This window comes from Rhizobium skierniewicense Ch11, assembly GCF_023757665.1.
GTDB classification, from domain to species: domain Bacteria; phylum Pseudomonadota; class Alphaproteobacteria; order Rhizobiales; family Rhizobiaceae; genus Agrobacterium; species Agrobacterium skierniewicense.
The window spans coordinates 49329-66655 of sequence record NZ_RXPG01000003.1; the positions used below are offsets into that span (position 1 = coordinate 49329).

The 17327-nt window shown below is 54.9% G+C and carries 20 protein-coding genes; 10 read left to right on the plus strand and 10 right to left on the minus strand.

Annotated features, from left to right (window positions below):
- Nucleotides 1-5 precede the first annotated feature (5 nt).
- From EKM04_RS01895 to EKM04_RS01910, 4 genes are read right to left on the minus strand one after another with little or no spacing between them, the layout of a single operon-like run.
- Nucleotides 6-371, minus strand: coding sequence for a helix-turn-helix domain-containing protein (locus EKM04_RS01895; RefSeq protein WP_183896511.1), 366 nt, complete (start codon nucleotides 369-371; stop codon nucleotides 6-8).
- Complete coding sequence (locus tag EKM04_RS01900) at nucleotides 368-946, minus strand: Smr/MutS family protein (protein WP_183896508.1); 579 nt, start codon at nucleotides 944-946, stop codon at nucleotides 368-370. The genes EKM04_RS01895 and EKM04_RS01900 overlap by 4 nt, the downstream gene beginning before the upstream one ends.
- Nucleotides 947-2065, minus strand: a complete 1119-nt coding sequence (gene mltA / locus EKM04_RS01905; RefSeq protein WP_183896506.1) for a murein transglycosylase A — start codon at nucleotides 2063-2065, stop codon at nucleotides 947-949.
- Entirely contained in the window at nucleotides 2062-2760 is a 699-nt protein-coding gene (locus tag EKM04_RS01910) for a Tim44/TimA family putative adaptor protein (RefSeq protein WP_174154401.1), read from the minus strand. Before EKM04_RS01910 ends, mltA begins: the two co-directional genes overlap by 4 nt.
- A gap of 252 nt (nucleotides 2761-3012) precedes the next feature.
- Here EKM04_RS01910 and EKM04_RS01915 point away from each other — a divergent pair, with 252 nt between their 5' ends.
- A complete protein-coding gene (locus EKM04_RS01915) occupies nucleotides 3013-3525 on the plus strand; it encodes an FxsA family protein (protein ID WP_174154400.1) in 513 nt (170 codons plus the stop codon).
- Between the two features lie 84 nt (nucleotides 3526-3609).
- Nucleotides 3610-4092: a protein-export chaperone SecB gene (gene secB, locus EKM04_RS01920; protein WP_174154399.1), complete on the plus strand. Its 483-nt coding sequence runs from the start codon at nucleotides 3610-3612 to the stop codon at nucleotides 4090-4092.
- A gap of 85 nt (nucleotides 4093-4177) precedes the next feature.
- Here the strand turns inward: secB and dnaQ are convergent, their stop codons facing one another.
- The 5 genes from dnaQ to EKM04_RS01945 are packed head-to-tail and all read right to left on the minus strand — an operon-like array spanning nucleotide 4178 to nucleotide 7784.
- Nucleotides 4178-4879: a DNA polymerase III subunit epsilon gene (dnaQ, locus tag EKM04_RS01925; RefSeq protein WP_174154398.1), complete on the minus strand. Its 702-nt coding sequence runs from the start codon at nucleotides 4877-4879 to the stop codon at nucleotides 4178-4180.
- Between the two features lie 2 nt (nucleotides 4880-4881).
- Nucleotides 4882-5481, minus strand: a complete 600-nt coding sequence (coaE, locus tag EKM04_RS01930; RefSeq protein WP_174154397.1) for a dephospho-CoA kinase — start codon at nucleotides 5479-5481, stop codon at nucleotides 4882-4884.
- The gene (locus EKM04_RS01935; RefSeq protein WP_174154396.1) at nucleotides 5478-6338 is read right to left on the minus strand and encodes a shikimate dehydrogenase; all 861 of its coding nucleotides are present in this window, start codon (nucleotides 6336-6338) and stop codon (nucleotides 5478-5480) included. The genes coaE and EKM04_RS01935 overlap by 4 nt, the downstream gene beginning before the upstream one ends.
- Nucleotides 6331-6930 (minus strand): Maf-like protein, encoded by a 600-nt coding sequence (locus EKM04_RS01940; protein ID WP_174154395.1) that lies wholly within the window; start codon nucleotides 6928-6930, stop codon nucleotides 6331-6333. Before EKM04_RS01940 ends, EKM04_RS01935 begins: the two co-directional genes overlap by 8 nt.
- 32 nt (nucleotides 6931-6962) lie before the next feature.
- Nucleotides 6963-7784: a pyruvate, water dikinase regulatory protein gene (locus tag EKM04_RS01945; RefSeq protein ID WP_174154394.1), complete on the minus strand. Its 822-nt coding sequence runs from the start codon at nucleotides 7782-7784 to the stop codon at nucleotides 6963-6965.
- A 406-nt stretch (nucleotides 7785-8190) separates the two neighbouring features.
- On the opposite strand from EKM04_RS01945, the gene hemE reads away from it, so the two are divergent.
- The 8 genes from hemE (at nucleotide 8191) to EKM04_RS01985 (ending at nucleotide 17036) form a co-directional block, all read left to right on the plus strand.
- Nucleotides 8191-9225: a uroporphyrinogen decarboxylase gene (gene hemE / locus EKM04_RS01950; RefSeq protein WP_183896504.1), complete on the plus strand. Its 1035-nt coding sequence runs from the start codon at nucleotides 8191-8193 to the stop codon at nucleotides 9223-9225.
- Nucleotides 9222-9767 carry a protoporphyrinogen oxidase HemJ gene (gene hemJ, locus EKM04_RS01955; RefSeq protein ID WP_183896502.1) on the plus strand — a complete coding sequence of 182 codons (546 nt, stop codon included), beginning with the start codon at nucleotides 9222-9224 and terminating at the stop codon, nucleotides 9765-9767. The genes hemE and hemJ overlap by 4 nt, the downstream gene beginning before the upstream one ends.
- Before the next feature lie 187 nt (nucleotides 9768-9954).
- Entirely contained in the window at nucleotides 9955-11220 is a 1266-nt protein-coding gene (gene rho, locus EKM04_RS01960) for a transcription termination factor Rho (RefSeq protein ID WP_174154391.1), read from the plus strand.
- A 125-nt stretch (nucleotides 11221-11345) separates the two neighbouring features.
- On the plus strand, nucleotides 11346-12668 hold the full coding sequence (gene mnmE / locus EKM04_RS01965) for a tRNA uridine-5-carboxymethylaminomethyl(34) synthesis GTPase MnmE (RefSeq protein WP_183896500.1): 1323 nt from the start codon (nucleotides 11346-11348) through the stop codon (nucleotides 12666-12668).
- Between the two features lie 51 nt (nucleotides 12669-12719).
- Nucleotides 12720-14600, plus strand: coding sequence for a tRNA uridine-5-carboxymethylaminomethyl(34) synthesis enzyme MnmG (gene mnmG / locus EKM04_RS01970; RefSeq protein WP_183896498.1), 1881 nt, complete (start codon nucleotides 12720-12722; stop codon nucleotides 14598-14600).
- Nucleotides 14601-14611: 11 nt separating this feature from the next.
- On the plus strand, nucleotides 14612-15229 hold the full coding sequence (gene rsmG, locus EKM04_RS01975; protein ID WP_183896496.1) for a 16S rRNA (guanine(527)-N(7))-methyltransferase RsmG: 618 nt from the start codon (nucleotides 14612-14614) through the stop codon (nucleotides 15227-15229).
- Nucleotides 15230-15249: 20 nt separating this feature from the next.
- Entirely contained in the window at nucleotides 15250-16041 is a 792-nt protein-coding gene (locus EKM04_RS01980) for a ParA family protein (RefSeq protein WP_183896494.1), read from the plus strand.
- Nucleotides 16042-16151: 110 nt separating this feature from the next.
- A complete protein-coding gene (locus tag EKM04_RS01985; protein WP_183896492.1) occupies nucleotides 16152-17036 on the plus strand; it encodes a ParB/RepB/Spo0J family partition protein in 885 nt (294 codons plus the stop codon).
- Between the two features lie 57 nt (nucleotides 17037-17093).
- On the opposite strand, the gene EKM04_RS01990 is transcribed toward EKM04_RS01985, so the two are convergent.
- Nucleotides 17094-17294, minus strand: coding sequence for a DUF1674 domain-containing protein (locus EKM04_RS01990; RefSeq protein ID WP_183896490.1), 201 nt, complete (start codon nucleotides 17292-17294; stop codon nucleotides 17094-17096).
- Nucleotides 17295-17327: the final 33 nt, after the last annotated feature.

Sequence of the window (17327 nt, forward strand, 5' to 3'; positions counted from 1 at the left end):
GGGTTTCAATCGCAAGAACGGCTTTTTTGCAGCACCTCTGTCAATTCCTCTATCACAGTTGGCGGCAGCTTGCGAATATTCCGCGCCAATCCGTTGGCAAAAGCGGTATATTCCTGCGGCAAACCGGCGGTGTCGATGACGACACGCGGGTCGGACGTACCAGCCAGCGAGAAGAGCTCGTCTGCCTCATCCCAGATGATGTTGAAATATCCGGCAATGCGTTGCAGCAGATCGAAGCTCGGCTTGCCGCGCCTGCCGTGTTCCAGCGCCGAGAGATAGGCAGGCGATACGCCGATCGACAATGCCATCTGCCTTTGCGTCACACCCTTCTTTTCGCGAAGACCGCGGACCGCTTGCGCAAAGGGCGTCATGACGTGTCTCCGCGTCGGCGGGCAAGACGAACATAGAGCGCGCCATCGCCGCCATGGTTCATCGAGGCGTCTTGATAGGACGAGATGAGATGCCGGTACTCCGGTTTGGAAAACCACATCGGCACTGCCCGTTTAAGAGCCCCATCGCTGCCCATCGAGCGGCCCTTGCCAGTGATGACGAGAACGTGGCGCAGGCCGCGCTCATGGGCACGAACGAGAAAATCGAGAAGAACCGCATGGGCTTCGCTCTGGAACATGCCGTGAAGATCGATCCGCGCTTCGAGCGGCAATCGCCCACGGGTGAGTTTACGCTTTACAGGTTTTTCCAGCGGGCTGTGGATGCGTTTTTTGTCCGAGGCCATCGCGGCCGGTTGCGGCACCGGCTCGATGATCATCTTTGGAAACGGAGGACTGGACGTCTTTGCGGGTGTTGTCGGGGGAGCGGGTTCGACCTCGGCTTCGAGTGCCTCGAAGGCGATCAGATCCTCAACGCGGCCGGAAATCAGCCGCGTCGTCTTGGCGACCTTGCCCCATAAAATCCGTTCGTCCCGCCCGAGTTTGCGCCCGCCCTTCATTCAGCGATACCTTTCCGCCGCCTCACGCGGAATAAGGATATAGAAATCCGCGTTGTTGCGCACCGTCCCGGCACGTTCGCCCGCCTCATCGCCGGAGCCGGTGAAAATATCGCCACGCGCAGGACCGACAATGGCAGAGCCCGTATCGAGAGCCAGCATCAGCCGCGCAAAAGGGCGCCCATCATCCAGGTGTGTCAGGCTTTGCGAATGGATGTAAAACGGAAAGCCGAAGGTGTGGATCAGGCGGTCCACCGCAAGAGCCCTGCCCGCAATCAACGGAACCTTGGCTGCCGCAATCGGACCAAGCTCCAAGCCCTCCACATCCGCGTCACGGAAGAATATGTAAGAGCGATTGTGCCAAAGTACCTCATCCACCTTGTCGGGATGATCATTCAGCCATTGACGGATGGTCTGCATGGAGATGGTGGCGGGGTCGAGTTCACCCCTATCCAGCAAAAGACGACCAACGGCGGAAAACGGATGTCCCGCCTTTGCCGCATAGGTGATACGCCGGATCGTGCCGTCCCCGTAGACAAGACGGGCTGCGCCTTGAACATGCACGAAGAACAGATCGACCTTCGATTTCGCCCAGGCGATTTCCAGACCGCGTCCATCCAGATAACCCCTGTCGATCTCGCCCCTGTCGGGGTAGGGGGAAATTTTTGCGTTGTGCTGCAACCCGAAGACGTAGGAAGAATCCATATCGGACGGCCTGTTGGCATCATCCAGATCGACAAGATCAGAGGGGCGGCGATAAATCGGATATCTGAAGGTCGCATCGGGCTTTGCCGCTACGGCGAGTTCCGGCTCGTAAAACGCGGTTACGAAGCCGCTTTTGCCGTGGGACGGCGCTATCTTGAAGGCTACGCAATGGTTTTCGAAAAACAGCCGAGCCGAGCCTGCGCCCTTGAAGCTGGTTTCGTCAGCTTTTTCCAGCAGCGCAGAAAGCTCCTGCGCGCTCAGTCCCAGCGCGCCTGTCCGGTAGGGTTTGGCACGACGCAGGTGCGAGAGGACGGATTGCATGGCCGGAAGCAGCGAAGAAGGATCGTCCGTCTGCCAACCGGGCAGTTGTTCGAACGATACCTCTTCTAAACGGAAAGCCCGGCCAGTGCTGCTCATTGTTCGGATTCGGTCGCAATCAGCTTCCAGTTCGGATCGCGTGAGCGGATATCGCGCGAGAAGGTCCAGATGTCGTCGACATCCGATACACTTTCGGGATCGCCATCGATCAGCTTGCCATCCTTGTCATACGTGGCGGAAATCAGCTGACTGACGATGCGCAGGGTGATCTGCTCTTCGGAATCGCGGATGCTGGCTTGGGTGATCTCGATCCGTTGGATGCCGACGAATGTGGATTTCACCACCTCACCACTGCTTTCCCGCTCGGAAATCGCTGCGTTGAAACCCTCATAGACCTCTTTCGACAAGAGATCCTTGAGGATTTTTCTGTCGCCTTCGGCAAATGCCATGACGATCATCTCGTAGGCCATGCGCGCGCCGTTCAGGAATTCCTTCGGGCGGAAGGTCGGATCGGTCTTGTTGAGATCCCGCAGAGCGTCATTCAGCGCAGACCCGACAGGTGCGACGGCGTCGATCTCGGCGAAGCGGTTTTCCTCTTCCTCGTCGCCTCGTTTCGGCAAGGTCACGACCTTGTTATCGTCGGCAGAGGACGATTTGACTGCATCGCGTGGAGAATAGGGATCAACAGGCGGCTTTTCATTGCCGGTACGACGACCAAGGACACTGCGAAGCTGGAAGAAAACCAGCACCGCAACCACAAGAAAAAACAATGTTATAAGGTCGCTTGCGTTCATCTTTTACCGACACCACCATTTAAATTCAAATTTCTACACATCATATAGTCTGCATCTGTTCATCATTCAAATATACAGATTCAAGCGTTGGTCTCCCAAGGCGGGCAATTTGTCGATAGGGTGAGGTTCAGGCATCGGAGGAACGTGAAACGCTTCTCAGTTACGTCCGGTGCGTAGGTTCATTTCGTTGGGACATGTTCGTCTGCGTTCGGATGAGGCGCACGGGTTCCAACAACACGCAAGGCTCGGATTATGCGTTTCTCTTTGGTACCCATCGTCGTCCTGTTGATGCCGATCCTGGAAATTGCCGGCTTCATTGTCGTGGGCAAGGCGCTCGGTGTCTGGCTCACCCTGGCGCTCATTCTGTTCACCTCGTTCCTCGGTCTCGTTATCTTGAGGTCGGGCGGCCTTGGGATGATTCGCAATCTTCAAAATGCTAGCCGCACCGGCGGTGAGCCAGCGCAAGCCATCGTCAATGGCGGCATGCGTGTGATCGCGGGTATTCTGCTTTTCCTGCCCGGTTTCATCACCGATACGATCGGCCTTCTTCTTCTCATCCCCGGCTTCCGGTCGCTGATCTGGACATCGTTCGGTCCGCGCATTGTCGTGGCAAGTTCGTTCAAAGGCAGGGGATTTCGTCCCGGTGCGAAGGGCGAACCATCGGCGAAGGTGGTCGACCTGGATGAAGACGACTTCCACCGCGACGGTCCCGGGCAATCTCCTTGGTCACAGAAGCGGGATGACCGAGACTTGCCCAAACCCTGAGACCAACCCTCATATCAAAGGGTTGTAAGGCCATAGTCGAGATGATAGACGGGCTTCCAAGAATTCAATCCGCGAGGACATAATATGACCACTGAAAACGGTGCGCAGGACGGTGCAAACCCCTCCCTCAACATTCTGACCCAGTACACGAAAGACCTGTCTTTCGAAAATCCGGGCGCTCCTCGTTCGCTTCAGGCCCGCGAGGGGGCCCCTGCAATCAACATCAATGTCAACGTCAATGCGAACCCTATTTCCGGTTCTGACTTCGACGTGGTGCTGACGCTGAACGCCGAAGCCAAGGATGGTGACAAGGTTCTGTTCGTGGCCGAGCTGGTCTATGGCGGCGTCTTCCGCATCACCGGTTTTCCGCAGGAACATATGCTGCCGGTTCTCTTTATCGAGTGCCCGCGTCTTCTCTTCCCATTCGCGCGCCAAATCATCGCAGACGTCACGCGCAATGGTGGCTTCCCACCATTGATGATCGATCCAATCGATTTTTCCCAGATGTTTGCGCAGCGCGTTGCAGAAGAACAGGCCCGCGCCAAGGTTCAGGCCGTTCCGAACTGATCGTCCAACCATCGATCAAAAAAACAACCCGGGTCAAAAGCCCGGGTTTTTTAATGCGCAAATTCCTGACGGCATTTCGCCACGCTCAGTTCTGCTGATATTTGTTCCAGATCGCCTTGGTGCCCATCGACAGAACGAGCTTGCCATGCGCCGCCGCTGCTTCTGCATCCAATCTTTGTGGCAATGTTTTCTCCCGCACGATCACATCAACCGGTACGTCCTCCACGATCCCGGTCGACTGCGTCTTCACAGCACTTCCAAAACCGAGCGCGGTCTGCCGTCCGCCGATCATCTCGATATAGACTTCCGCCAGAAGTTCGGAGTCGAGCAAGGCGCCATGCTTGGTGCGGTGTGAATTGTCGATGCCATATCGACGGCAAAGCGCATCCAGCGAGTTCGGGCCCATCGGGTGTTTGCGCCGCGCCATCGACAAGGTGTCGGTGACGACTTCAGGTGGGACTGGCTCGATACCAATGCGGGCAAACTCGGCGTTGATGAAACCCATATCGAATGTCGCATTATGGGCGACCCAGCGCGCGCCCTCAAAAAAATCCCTGATCTCCTGAACGACATCCTCGAATTTCGGTTTGTCCTTCAAGAACTCGTCGGTAATACCGTGCACGGCTAAAGCGTCGGGATGGACCTTGCGATCCCCCGGATTGATGTAGAGATGAAGCGTACGACCGGTTGGAAAATGGTTGAACAGCTCGATGCCGCCGATTTCGATGATGCGGTCGGCCTTGGATTCCAGACCCGTCGTTTCCGTATCGAAGATGATTTCGCGCATGATCACATGTTCCCGTGTTGATCTGACCGCAAGGCGGCCAACACTGCCAGCACCTGCTCCCTCGCATCATCCAGGCTTTTGCCCGTATCGATCACGAAATCGGCACGCTTTCTCTTTTCCTCATCCGGCATCTGCCGCGCAAGGATCATCTGAAATTTTTCCTCGCTCATCCCCGGTCGTGAAAGAACACGCTGCCGTTGGATATCGGGCGGACAAGACACCACCACCACGGTGTCAACGCGCGCCTGCGCGCCGGTTTCGTACAGCAAAGGAATATCCAGAAGGCCGAATTCGACACCTCTCAAGCGCTGCGCATCCAAAAACTGCTTTTGCTTTTTTTGGACAAGCGGGTGAACCAACTGTTCCAGCACCTTAAAGTGAGCCGGATTGTCACGCAATTTCCCAGCCAGCCTTTCGCGATCCACGCGCCCGTTCTGCGTGGTGCCAGGGAACGCATTTTCGATCAACGGAACCGCCTCATTGCCGTAGAGATCATGCACCAGCGCATCGGAATCGCAAACAGCTACGCCCTCTTTGGCGAACAGTGCTGCCGTTGTCGATTTCCCCATTCCGATGGAGCCCGTCAGGCCAATGGTGATCATGCGTGTTTGTCCATGTCGGCGATGATGATCGCTCGCAATTCTTCGTTCACGTCAGGTGCTTCGCCGAACCATTTTTCAAAGCCAGGTTTTGCCTGATAGAGCAGCATACCGAGGCCGTCGACGGTTGTGAAACCGTGGCTCTGCGCCGCTTTGAGGATCGGTGTGTTCAAGGGAACGTAGACCACATCCGTCACGATCGCACTTGACAGGAGGGCAGAAAAATCGATCTGCGGTGCTTCTGCGCCATCCATTCCCAATGAGGTCGTGTTGACGAACAGGCCTGCGCCGGCCAGAACCTCCGGCAGTGCTTCCAGTGGATGGGCAAAGACACGCACGCCAAACCGGCTACGCAATTCTTTTGCGCGACCAATCGTGCGGTTGACGACATTGATTTCACCGATATCGCGATTGCAGAGCGCCTGAATAACCGAACGACTGGCACCGCCTGCGCCCAGAACCACTGCCCTGTCCGTCTTATCCCAGCCTGGGCAGCGGGCGTCTAAATTGGACAGGAAGCCATAGCCATCGGTATTGGTCGCGTGAAGCTGACCGTCTTCCAACCACAGGGTGTTTGCGGCACCCAGCTCTTGCGCGACGTCATCAGGCTTATCGGCCAATCGGTAGGCGGATTCCTTGTGGGGTATTGTGACATTGCCACCGACAAATGTGCTCTTGCCAGACTTCAAATCGGTCATGAAATGTTCAAACATCTCAGGCGCAACGGCTATCGCATCATAGGAACCGCCGATACCGAAAGCTTCGAGCCAATAGCGATGAATGAGCGGAGATCGGGAATGTTTAATCGGGTAGCCTGTAACGAAGGCCTTGATGGTTAATGTTTCACGTGAATCAACCATCGATCAGGCCCAAGTCGCGGAGTTTTGTTAAGAGAGGCAAAAGCGGTAGTCCGAGAATGGTGAAATAGTCGCCCTCTATCGCACTGAACAACTGAACGCCTTCCCCTTCCAGCTGATAGGCGCCAACGCTCGATAGCACGTTCGATCCGACGCGCTCGAGATGACGCGCAACGAAATCGTTGCTCAAAGCGCGAACGGTCAAGTCTGCAAAGGTCACGGTTTCCCAGATGACTGCTCCCTTATGCGCTAACGCTGCACCGCAGTTCAGGCGATGCGTTTTTCCAGACAAGGACATGAGATTGGCATGAGCCTCGGTCATATCCTTCGGCTTGTGATAAATGCGTGATCCAAGCGACATGGTCTGGTCACAGCCAAGCACGAAAGCGTCCGGTCGCGCTGCGCTGACCGCAAGGGCCTTGGCCCTGGCCAGCTCCACCGCGATACGGTCAGGCGTAGCGCCGTCTTTGACCAACCGCGTGTCTATGGCGCGTTCGTCGATATCGGCCGGCTGGGCCGTGAAGGTCAGACCGGCATTGCGCATCAGCATCTGCCGGGACGCACTCGTGGATGCAAGGATAAGGTCCGGTTTCATCAACCCAGTCTCCGAAGAAGGAAGCGAAGGGATTAACGTGTCCTTTGCCGAAGGGCAAGAATGGCGGCAGCTGTCTCTTCGATAGACCGGCGCGTGACGTCAATCAGTGGCCAATCATTGCGAGCGCAAAGCGCACGGGCATATTTCAGCTCCTCCATGATGGTCGCCCGGTCTGTATATTGTCTGCGGTCAAAACCACCTGTTGTCCCCAATTCGCGGTTTTCGCGAACCTGAGATATTCGATCGGACGTCGCGACCAGTCCGACGATCAGCGGCCTTGTGGCCTTGTAAAGACTTTCCGGCAAAGGCACGCCAGGCACGACGGGAATATTGGCGGTTTTGACGCCACGATTGGCGAGATAGATACTGGTGGGCGTTTTCGACGTGCGGCTGATACCGATAAGGACGACATCCGCCTCCTCATAACTTTCCGGCATCTGCCCGTCATCGTGATCCATCGCGAAGTTCAGGGCCTCTATACGGGCAAAATAATCTGCATTCAGGGCATGTTGTGCTCCGACCCTTCGCCTGGATGTGGTGCCGAGATAGGTCTGAAAAATGCCTATGACCGGTTCTAGCACGTTGACGCAGGGAACGCCGATCGCGTGGCATTGGAGATCCAGGAACTGCGCCAAATGCTCATCGACGATTGTGTAGAGCACGATACCCGGTTCTTTATCGATGCTGTCTATCACCTGCTGAAGCTGTTTCTGGTTTCTGATCATCGGATAAACGTGTTCCAGCGGCATGGCAGCGTGAAACTGGGCCGACACCGCCCTGCCCGCCGACATGAGAGTCTCGCCCGTGGAGTCAGAAATCAGATGAAGATGGAAGAAGCTTTTTGTGTTCTCCACGCTGTTTTCCGCTCCCTGTTGATAACACTGGACAAGCTGTGGCGTTAGCCTTGCCCGCGGACCGGCCGGTGTAAAACTGCCGGTTTATCCACAATCGGGTTTTTGTGTAGCAAGCGGAAGGCGACTTGTGAATTGTGAGGAGAACGGAAAGCTCTTAAAAATCATGCACCGTTTATCCACAGGAAGTTGATGACACCATCAATATCTAACAAACTGAAAAATTTGGTGAATTTGTCTTTACCCCCGATCGTTGACAAGCTTATGTTTGATCATTCCACCGCCGTGACCGGTTTTGTCTGGATGCGGCATATCCGCCGGACAGGATTTAATCCTTGCTACTCACAGACTCTAAGAAATAGAAAATCTCTAAGAATCTCTTTTATTATATTTTAGAAAAGATGGGCTGATGGCTGAACGGAACGTTTTGAAGGTATTGAGCGGGGAGACACTCACCCCTCCTCCGATCTGGCTCATGAGGCAGGCGGGTCGGTATCTCCCGGAGTATCGAGAAACGCGGAAGGTGGCGGGAAGTTTCCTCGACCTATGCTATAATCCTGCGCTGGCAACGGAGGTCACGCTTCAGCCTATCCGTCGCTTTGAACTCGATGCGGCTATCCTGTTTTCTGATATTCTCGTGATCCCGGACGCGCTCCATCGCAATGTCACCTTCACCGAAGGGCGGGGTCCGGCAATGGACCCGATTACTACGGATGAGATTTCGGCACTGAAGGCCGATAATATCTTGCCGCATCTTGCACCGGTGTTTGAGGCGGTGAGACGATTGAGGGCGGAACTTCCGTCCAAGACCACACTGCTCGGCTTCTGTGGCGCTCCCTGGACGGTCGCCACCTACATGATTGCCGGACACGGAACACCCGACCAGGCGCCCGCGCGCCTGTTTGGCTACCAACATCCGCAGGCTATGGAACATCTGCTGGCGTTTCTCGCGGAGGTGTCTGCCGACTATCTCGTAGCCCAGCTGGATGCGGGTGCCGATGCGGTGCAGATTTTCGACTCCTGGGCGGGTGTTCTGGGTGAGAAGGAATTCGAAGATTATGCGATCAAGCCGGTCGCGCGCATCATCCAGTCCGTTCGGGCTCGCCGGCCGGACGCCAAGATCATCGCATTTGCCAAGGGTGCCGGTATTATGCTGAAAGATTACCGTCAGAAAACCAAGGCTGATGCCATTGGCCTCGATTGGAGCATCCCGCTTTCCTTCGCCCGTGACCTTCAAAAAGACGGGCCTGTGCAGGGCAATCTGGACCCGATGCGCATGGTGGCTGGCGGTAAGGCGCTGGAAGACGGGATCGATACGATCCTGGAACAGCTTGGCAATGGTCCACTGATCTTTAATCTGGGCCATGGCATCACGCCGCAGGCCGATCCGGAAAATGTAGCGAAACTGGTGGCGCGGGTGCGATCTCATGAGGCGCGGCGATGACACGGGAAAAAGCGACGTCCGACACATCAGGTCGCAAGGCGCGTTTGCGCGCGGGCGCCGCTCTTGTAGTTTTTGTGGGACTGATTGCCGCTGTCCTGCATGCCGATCCCGCGGATGCCTATCTCTGGATCAAGGCGCTGCATATCATCGCCGTCATCTCCTGGATGGCCGGGTTGTTCTACTTGCCGCGGCTTTTCATATACCACACCGATGCGGAGACGGGTTCGGACAAGTCCGAGACCTTCAAGGTGATGGAGCAACGTCTGATTAAGATCATCATGAACCCTGCCATGATGATTTCCTGGGTGTTGGGGCTTTATCTCGCCTGGTCGGTTTATGGTTTCCAGGGTGGCTGGCTGCATGCGAAGATCGCGCTGGTGGTGCTGATGACCGCGACCCATGTCTATTTCAGCCGCAGCGCCAAGCGTTTTGCCCGTGATGAGAACACGCGTACCGCCCGTCACTGGCGGTTGATGAATGAGGCTCCAACGCTTCTGATGATCGCCATTGTCATACTGGTGGTTGTGAAACCATTCGGATAATGGCCGTTCACGATAAATTTCTCGGAATTGGTGCTTTCCTCTTGCAGCTTGAAGGCTGAAACGCTATTTTCCGGTCACTTATCTCAATGGCATGTGAATTATTCAGCCGTCTGCGGGCCACCCACAGTACCTGATTCGCGAACAAGCCTTCCCCCACACACATATTTTAAAGACGGTCTTTCTCTTCATGGCTGAAATGAAGCTTCAGGAACTCAAGAGCAAATCCCCTACCGATTTGCTGACGTTTGCCGAATCCCTGGAAGTCGAAAATGCGAGCACGATGCGCAAGCAGGAGCTCATGTTTGCAATCCTCAAGGTTCTTGCCAGTCAGGATGTTGAAATCATCGGCGAAGGTGTCGTTGAAGTCCTTCAGGATGGCTTCGGTTTTTTGCGATCTGCCAATGCCAACTATCTGCCAGGCCCGGATGATATTTATATCTCGCCATCACAGATCCGCCGATTTTCGCTGAAAACGGGCGATACCGTCGAAGGACCGATTCGTGGACCCAAGGAAGGTGAGCGTTATTTCGCCCTTCTCAAGGTCAATACCATCAACTTCGACGATCCAGAGAAAATCCGCCATAAGGTGCATTTCGACAATCTGACGCCGCTTTATCCGAATGAGCGCTTCAAGTTGGAACTCGAAATACCGACATCCAAGGATCTGTCCGCCCGGGTGATGGATCTCGTTACACCGCTCGGTAAAGGTCAGCGTGGCCTCATCGTTGCCCCACCACGTACCGGTAAGACTGTACTTCTCCAAAATATTGCCCACTCGATTACGGCCAATCATCCAGAATGTTACCTGATCGTTCTTCTCATCGACGAACGGCCAGAAGAAGTGACGGATATGCAGCGTTCCGTGAAGGGTGAGGTCGTCTCCTCTACCTTCGACGAGCCTGCCGTTCGCCATGTTCAGGTTGCCGAAATGGTTATCGAAAAGGCCAAGCGTCTTGTCGAACATGGCCGTGACGTCGTCATCCTGCTCGATTCGATCACACGCCTCGGCCGTGCTTACAACACCGTCGTTCCGTCTTCCGGCAAGGTCTTGACGGGTGGTGTAGATGCCAATGCCTTGCAGCGTCCAAAGCGCTTCTTCGGTGCCGCCCGAAATATCGAGGAAGGCGGCTCGCTGACGATCATAGCGACGGCTCTGATCGATACGGGTAGCCGCATGGACGAAGTAATCTTCGAAGAGTTCAAGGGAACCGGCAACTCGGAAATTGTGCTGGACCGCAAGGTCGCCGACAAGCGTATCTTCCCATCCATGGACATCCTCAAATCCGGCACCCGTAAGGAAGACCTCCTCGTTCCGCGTCAGGATCTTCAGAAAATCTTCGTTCTGCGTCGTATCTTGGCGCCGATGGGGACGACAGATGCCATCGAGTTCCTGATCGACAAGTTGAAGCAGACCAAGAACAATGGCGACTTCTTCGATTCGATGAACACTTAAAGCGGGATTCTTCCTGTAAGGCTATAAGGCCGCGTCCGATCAAACGGGCGCGGCCATTCTTTTGAACGGGATTAGTATAACCGTGATGACAGCCTGACTTCCAGCGTTTGAAGGACTGAAAACCAATGTTGCCATCCAATGATACGATTTACGCTCTCTCCAGCGGCTCACTACCCGCCGGTGTGGCGATCTTGCGTATCAGCGGTCCACAGGCACATCATGCGTTGGAGAGATTGATCCGAGGTGATTTACCCCTGCCCCGCAGAGCCGCTCTGAAAACGATTCGGAACCGCAACGATGATCCGATAGACCAGGCGCTTGTCTTCAATTTTCCTGCTCCGAACTCTTTCACGGGCGAAGACTGTGTCGAATTGCATGTCCATGGTAGTAAAGCGGTTGTTGCAGCGGTCTTTTCAGAGCTGGACGCCATACCGGCAGTGCGTCCAGCGGAGGCGGGTGAATTTTCCAAGCGCGCTTACGATAATGGCAAGATGGACCTTCTCGAAGTCGAGGGGCTTGCGGATCTTCTCACAGCAGAAACAGAGATGCAGCGGCGTCTGGCTGTTGAGCAAACGAGTGGCAGGCTGTCTGAACTTTATGATGGGTGGGCGCAACGTCTGACGCGGTGCCGGGCCTTGATTGAGGCCGAGTTGGACTTTTCGGACGAAGAAGACGTTCCAGATTCGGTATCGGCCCAGGTTTGGAGAGATGTTTCGGCTTTCCAGGATGAATTGCATCTCCATTTAAACGCAGGTTCGAGTGGTGAAATCATCCGCGACGGGTTTAAAGTGGCCCTCGTCGGCGCTCCTAATGTCGGCAAATCGACTCTTATGAACGCGTTGAGCGGACGTGACGTGGCAATTGTCACGGATATCGCCGGAACGACGCGTGACGTTCTCAGCGTCGATCTCAACGTCGGCGGATACCTGGTGACGCTGTTCGACACAGCCGGACTGCGAGAAAGCGATGATGTTGTGGAGCAAGAAGGTATAAGGCGTGCGCGTCTCACTGCCGAGAATGCCGACCTCATTTTGTTTCTATCCGATATCGATTCGGTTCCGCAACAATTCCCGATCGACGCCAATAAGAGAATTCTCAAGATCGCAACCAAATGTGATATGATCGAAACCGTCACTAGCCAGTGCGATATTGCGCTGTCTGCCAGAACCGGAACAGGGCTGGATCATCTTCGCTCCGCCATCGCAGCGGCAATTGAAGAGCGCGTTGGCGCGTCGTTCACACTGGGACCTGTTAGGGCACGCCACAAGAAACGACTTGAAGAGACGCGCAACTATGTTAGTGATGCTTTGGCATCAGACGGCATGGATCTGGCGATCCGATCGGAATATCTGCGTCTTGCCGCTACGGCTCTCGGTCGTATCACCGGGCGTGTCGATGTCGAAGATTTGCTCGGTGTGATATTCTCCGAGTTCTGTGTCGGCAAATGATTCACGTGAAACATCTCGTAGCCCATGGGCGCGACAGGGATAAAGAGATTTATGATGACATATGATGTCGTTGTAATTGGTGGTGGCCATGCTGGCAGTGAAGCTGCTGCTGCAGCGGCCCGACATGGTGCCAACACGGCGCTGTTGACCCATAACAAAATGACGATCGGCGTTATGTCGTGCAATCCGGCCATTGGCGGTCTCGGAAAAGGCCATCTCGTCAGGGAAATTGATGCGCTCGATGGCCTTATGGGGCGTGTCGCTGATCAGGGCGGCATTCAGTTTCGCATGCTGAATCGTAAGAAAGGGCCTGCTGTGCGTGGTCCCCGTACACAGGCAGACCGTCGTCTTTACCGAGAGGCGATGCAAGCGGAAATCAACGCTATCGAGAATCTGACGATCATCGAGGGTGACGCTTTCGATATCGACATGAAAACCGGCATCATAACCTCAGTCACTCTGTCGGATGGTCGAAAGATTGCGTGCCGGGCAGTCGTTCTGACCAGTGGAACGTTTCTGCGCGGTCTCATTCATATCGGTTCCGAAAAGATTCCAGCGGGGCGCGTGGGTGAGAAACCATCCTTAGGATTATCGGATACCCTTGTGCGTGCGGGACTTGCGATGGGTCGGCTCAAAACCGGAACACCTGCTCGCCTGAGCAGTAAGACAATCGATTGGGACGCAGTTGAGCGTCAGGGTGCGGATGAAGAACCTGTTCCTTTCTCCTTCATGACCGACAGAATCACAAATCCTCAGATCGAATGTGGAGTTACCAGGACCACCCCCGCTGGTCACAAGATCATTCAAGACAATATTCATCTGTCGGCCATGTATTCAGGGCAAATCGAAGGTGTCGGACCTCGCTATTGCCCATCCATCGAAGACAAGATCGTCCGCTTTGGAGAGCGTGATGGCCACCAGATTTTTTTGGAGCCGGAAGGACTGGATGACGACACAATCTATCCCAACGGTATCTCCACGTCTCTGCCAGCCTTCGTGCAGGAGATGTTCATCAAGACAATACCCGGACTGGAACACGTTCAGATCCTTCAGCCTGGATATGCGATCGAATATGACTATGTCGATCCCCGGGAGCTGAAACCCTCGTTGGAATGTCGTAAGGTCCCGGGGCTATTTTTGGCTGGTCAGATCAATGGCACGACGGGCTATGAGGAGGCTGCGGCGCAAGGTCTTGTCGCCGGCCTCAATGCCTCCCTGTTCGCAGGCGGCAGTGATGCCATTCATTTCAGCCGGACTGAATCTTACATCGGTGTCATGATCGATGATCTGACGTCAAAGGGTGTGACCGAGCCCTACCGTATGTTCACGTCACGGGCTGAATACCGTCTGTCGCTCCGTGTCGATAATGCTGATTTGCGCCTCACACCACTCGGTATCAAGGCGGGCATCGTCGCGCGGGATCGCTCCAGCCGCTTTGCTGCCTTTCTCAATAATATTGATCAGGAACGAGCACGGTTGAATGCTTTGTCGATCACGCCAACGCAGGCGGCAAAACACGACATAAAGCTGAACAATGATGGTAAGCGAAGAACGGCATACGAATTACTCGCTTATCCCGACATTACGCTAAAGACGCTGGAGGCGGAGTGGCCGGAGCTGTCGACTATGAATCGCAAGGTGGCAGAGGTCCTCGAGATCGAGGCCAGTTACGCTGTCTACATGCAGCGTCAAAGTGCGGATATTGTCGATATCAAACGCGATGAAGATCGCAAGATTCCTGAAGACTTTGACTTCTCAATTCTCTCAGGATTGTCTAACGAGCTCAAGCAGAAGCTTCAACGCGCCAGACCCATGAATATCGCCCAGGCGGCACGAGTGGATGGAATGACACCTGCGGCCGTGTCGTTGATTCTTGCGTTGGTCAAAAAAGGCTCATATAGCCAAACTTCAAAGTTGCGTGCACAGCCATAACGAGTCCCAATATGAACATAAACGGCCGAAGTGTTTCACGTGAAACATTGGATCGTCTTGAACACTTCGTTGAACTTTTCAGGAAATGGAATGCCACGACCAATCTCGTGGCGCCGTCTACACTTGGGGACCTTTGGTCAAGGCATATCGCCGATAGTGCTCAAATCTTTCAGTTGGCACCGAAGCCTTTGACATGGGCAGACCTCGGTAGTGGTGGTGGATTTCCAGGTATCATTACTGCTATTTTTCTCGCTGAATTGAAGGAAGGATGGGTCAATCTCATCGAAAGCAACAATAAAAAGGCTGCTTTCCTGCGAGTTGCCCTCAAGGAAACGGGTGCTCGTGGCTCGGTGCATCCTGTTCGGATCGAATCTGCGCACGGCATCGTCGGCCCCTGTGACGTGATTTCCGCGCGTGCTCTCGCCGAGCTTGATCTTCTCCTGGATTATATCGAGCCCTGGGCCGCCCAGAATGTTGACCTGCGCTGTTTTCTGAATAAAGGCAGGGATTATGAGGCCGAGCTCGAAAAAGCGCGTGGTCGTTGGGATTTTGATCTGTTAATACATAATAGCAGCGTTGAAGCGAGTTCTGTGGTGCTTGAAATCAGTCAGCTCGCAGCGAAACGCTGATTGACCAGCAGGTGCACCCTATGTTTGATAAAAACCGGATCATCACGATTGCAAACCAGAAAGGCGGGGTCGGTAAGACGACAACTGCCATCAATCTGGCAACCGCGCTGGCGGCCATAGGCGAGCGCGTGCTGGTGGTCGACCTCGATCCACAGGGCAACGCCAGCACAGGTCTCGGCATCGACAGGCGTTCTCGCACGCTGTCCTCCTATGATCTATTGATTGGCACGAATACCGTATCGGAGGTCGTCGTGCCGACCGCGGTTCCAAACCTCGATATCATCGCGTCCACGATGGACCTGCTGGGGTTCGAGATGGAGGTCGCTAATGCTGCGAACCGTGTTTTCCTGCTGAAGAATGCCCTTCAATCGGATGAAGCACGAGCCTATTCCTACATTCTCGTGGATTGCCCGCCTTCCTTCAATTTGCTGACGATGAACGCGATGGCGGCTGCGCATTCGGTGCTCGTACCGTTGCAATGCGAATTCTTCGCTCTCGAAGGACTGAGTCAATTGCTGGATACGGTCAATCAAATCAGAGCGACGGTCAATCCAGGGCTCGATATCCAGGGCATCGTCCTCACGATGTTCGATTCGCGCAATAATCTTGCGCAGCAGGTCGTCACCGATGTGCGCACTCATCTTGGTGAAAAGGTGTACCACACGCTCATTCCGCGCAACGTGCGTGTGTCCGAAGCGCCGTCCTATGGTAAACCTGCCATCCTCTACGACCTCAAATGCGCCGGTAGCCAAGCCTATTTGCAATTGGCATCCGAAGTCATCCAGCGCGAACGTATTCGTAAAGCGGCCTGACGCAACCAAAAAATTTTTCTCAACGGCGTCTTTGGACCGCTTATCATTCCATCATGCGTCTGAACGGGCTTTTCTCGTGCGATGCCTCATTGGTTTTACGGAGTTTGAAAATGAGTGATGATCTTTCCAAGCGTCGACTGGGACGCGGACTCGCCGCATTGATCGGTGAAATGGACCAGCCTCTTCCTGTCGGTGAACCGCAGAAAGCCGTGGCGGCTGACCGCACGATACCGATTGAATTTATCGCGCGCAGCGCCCGCAACCCGCGCAGACATTTCGATGAAGGCGAGTTACAGGATCTCGCATCCTCTATTCGTCAGCACGGCATCGTTCAGCCTGTCGTTGTGCGGACGGTGGCCGAAGGCCGCTATGAGATTATTGCCGGTGAACGTCGCTGGCGAGCCGCACAACTCGCGGGCTTCACGGATGTTCCCGTCATTGTCCGTGACGTCGACGACCGCACGGCGCTGGAGCTCGCTATTGTCGAAAACGTTCAGCGTTCCGATCTCAACCCGCTTGAAGAAGCGATGGGCTACGATCAGTTGATTGCCGAGCATGGATATACGCAAAACGATCTTGGGGAAATTATCGGCAAGAGCCGCAGTCACGTCGCGAATAGCCTGCGTCTTTTGAAGCTGCCGGAAGCCGTGCGGGGTATGCTGGCAGAGGGTTCGCTTTCGGCCGGCCATGCGCGTGCGCTTGTTTCGACGTCGGATCCAACCTTTCTCGCCCGCTCGATCGTAGCGAAGGGGTTGTCGGTTCGTGACGCAGAACGTATGGCACAGGCCGATATTCATATGCAGCTCAATCCGACGCTCCCGCGCAGAGAAGAGCACGAGAAGGACTCCGATACCGTTGCGTTGGAGCGTACGCTGTCCGATGCACTGGGCCTGGATGTGAAAATCAACCACAAGGGAAACGGTGGGCATATCCGCATCAATTACCGGACACTCGAGCAGCTGGAGAGCGTTTGCCGACTGCTCGAGCAAAAATAAATCTAAATATTTGATATTATTGGTATTTTCAACGAAGCAAGGCTCGGTGGGTCTTGCTCAAAAGTCTATGGCACGGCCCTTGATTTCATAGTCTCCAAAGCGAACAGCCTCCGGCCCTTCGCGTCCACCGATCTCGGGCGGCAGCTCCATGGCCTTCGCCTTCTTGCGGCGCTCCTCCGCCTCCTGCAAGGCTCGTTGCGCGGCAGGCGATAGCTCCCGCTTTTTATTGTCACCGTTGTCGTTGTCTGGGTTCTGCATGATCTGTGAGCCCTCATGACGGGATATTGAAAA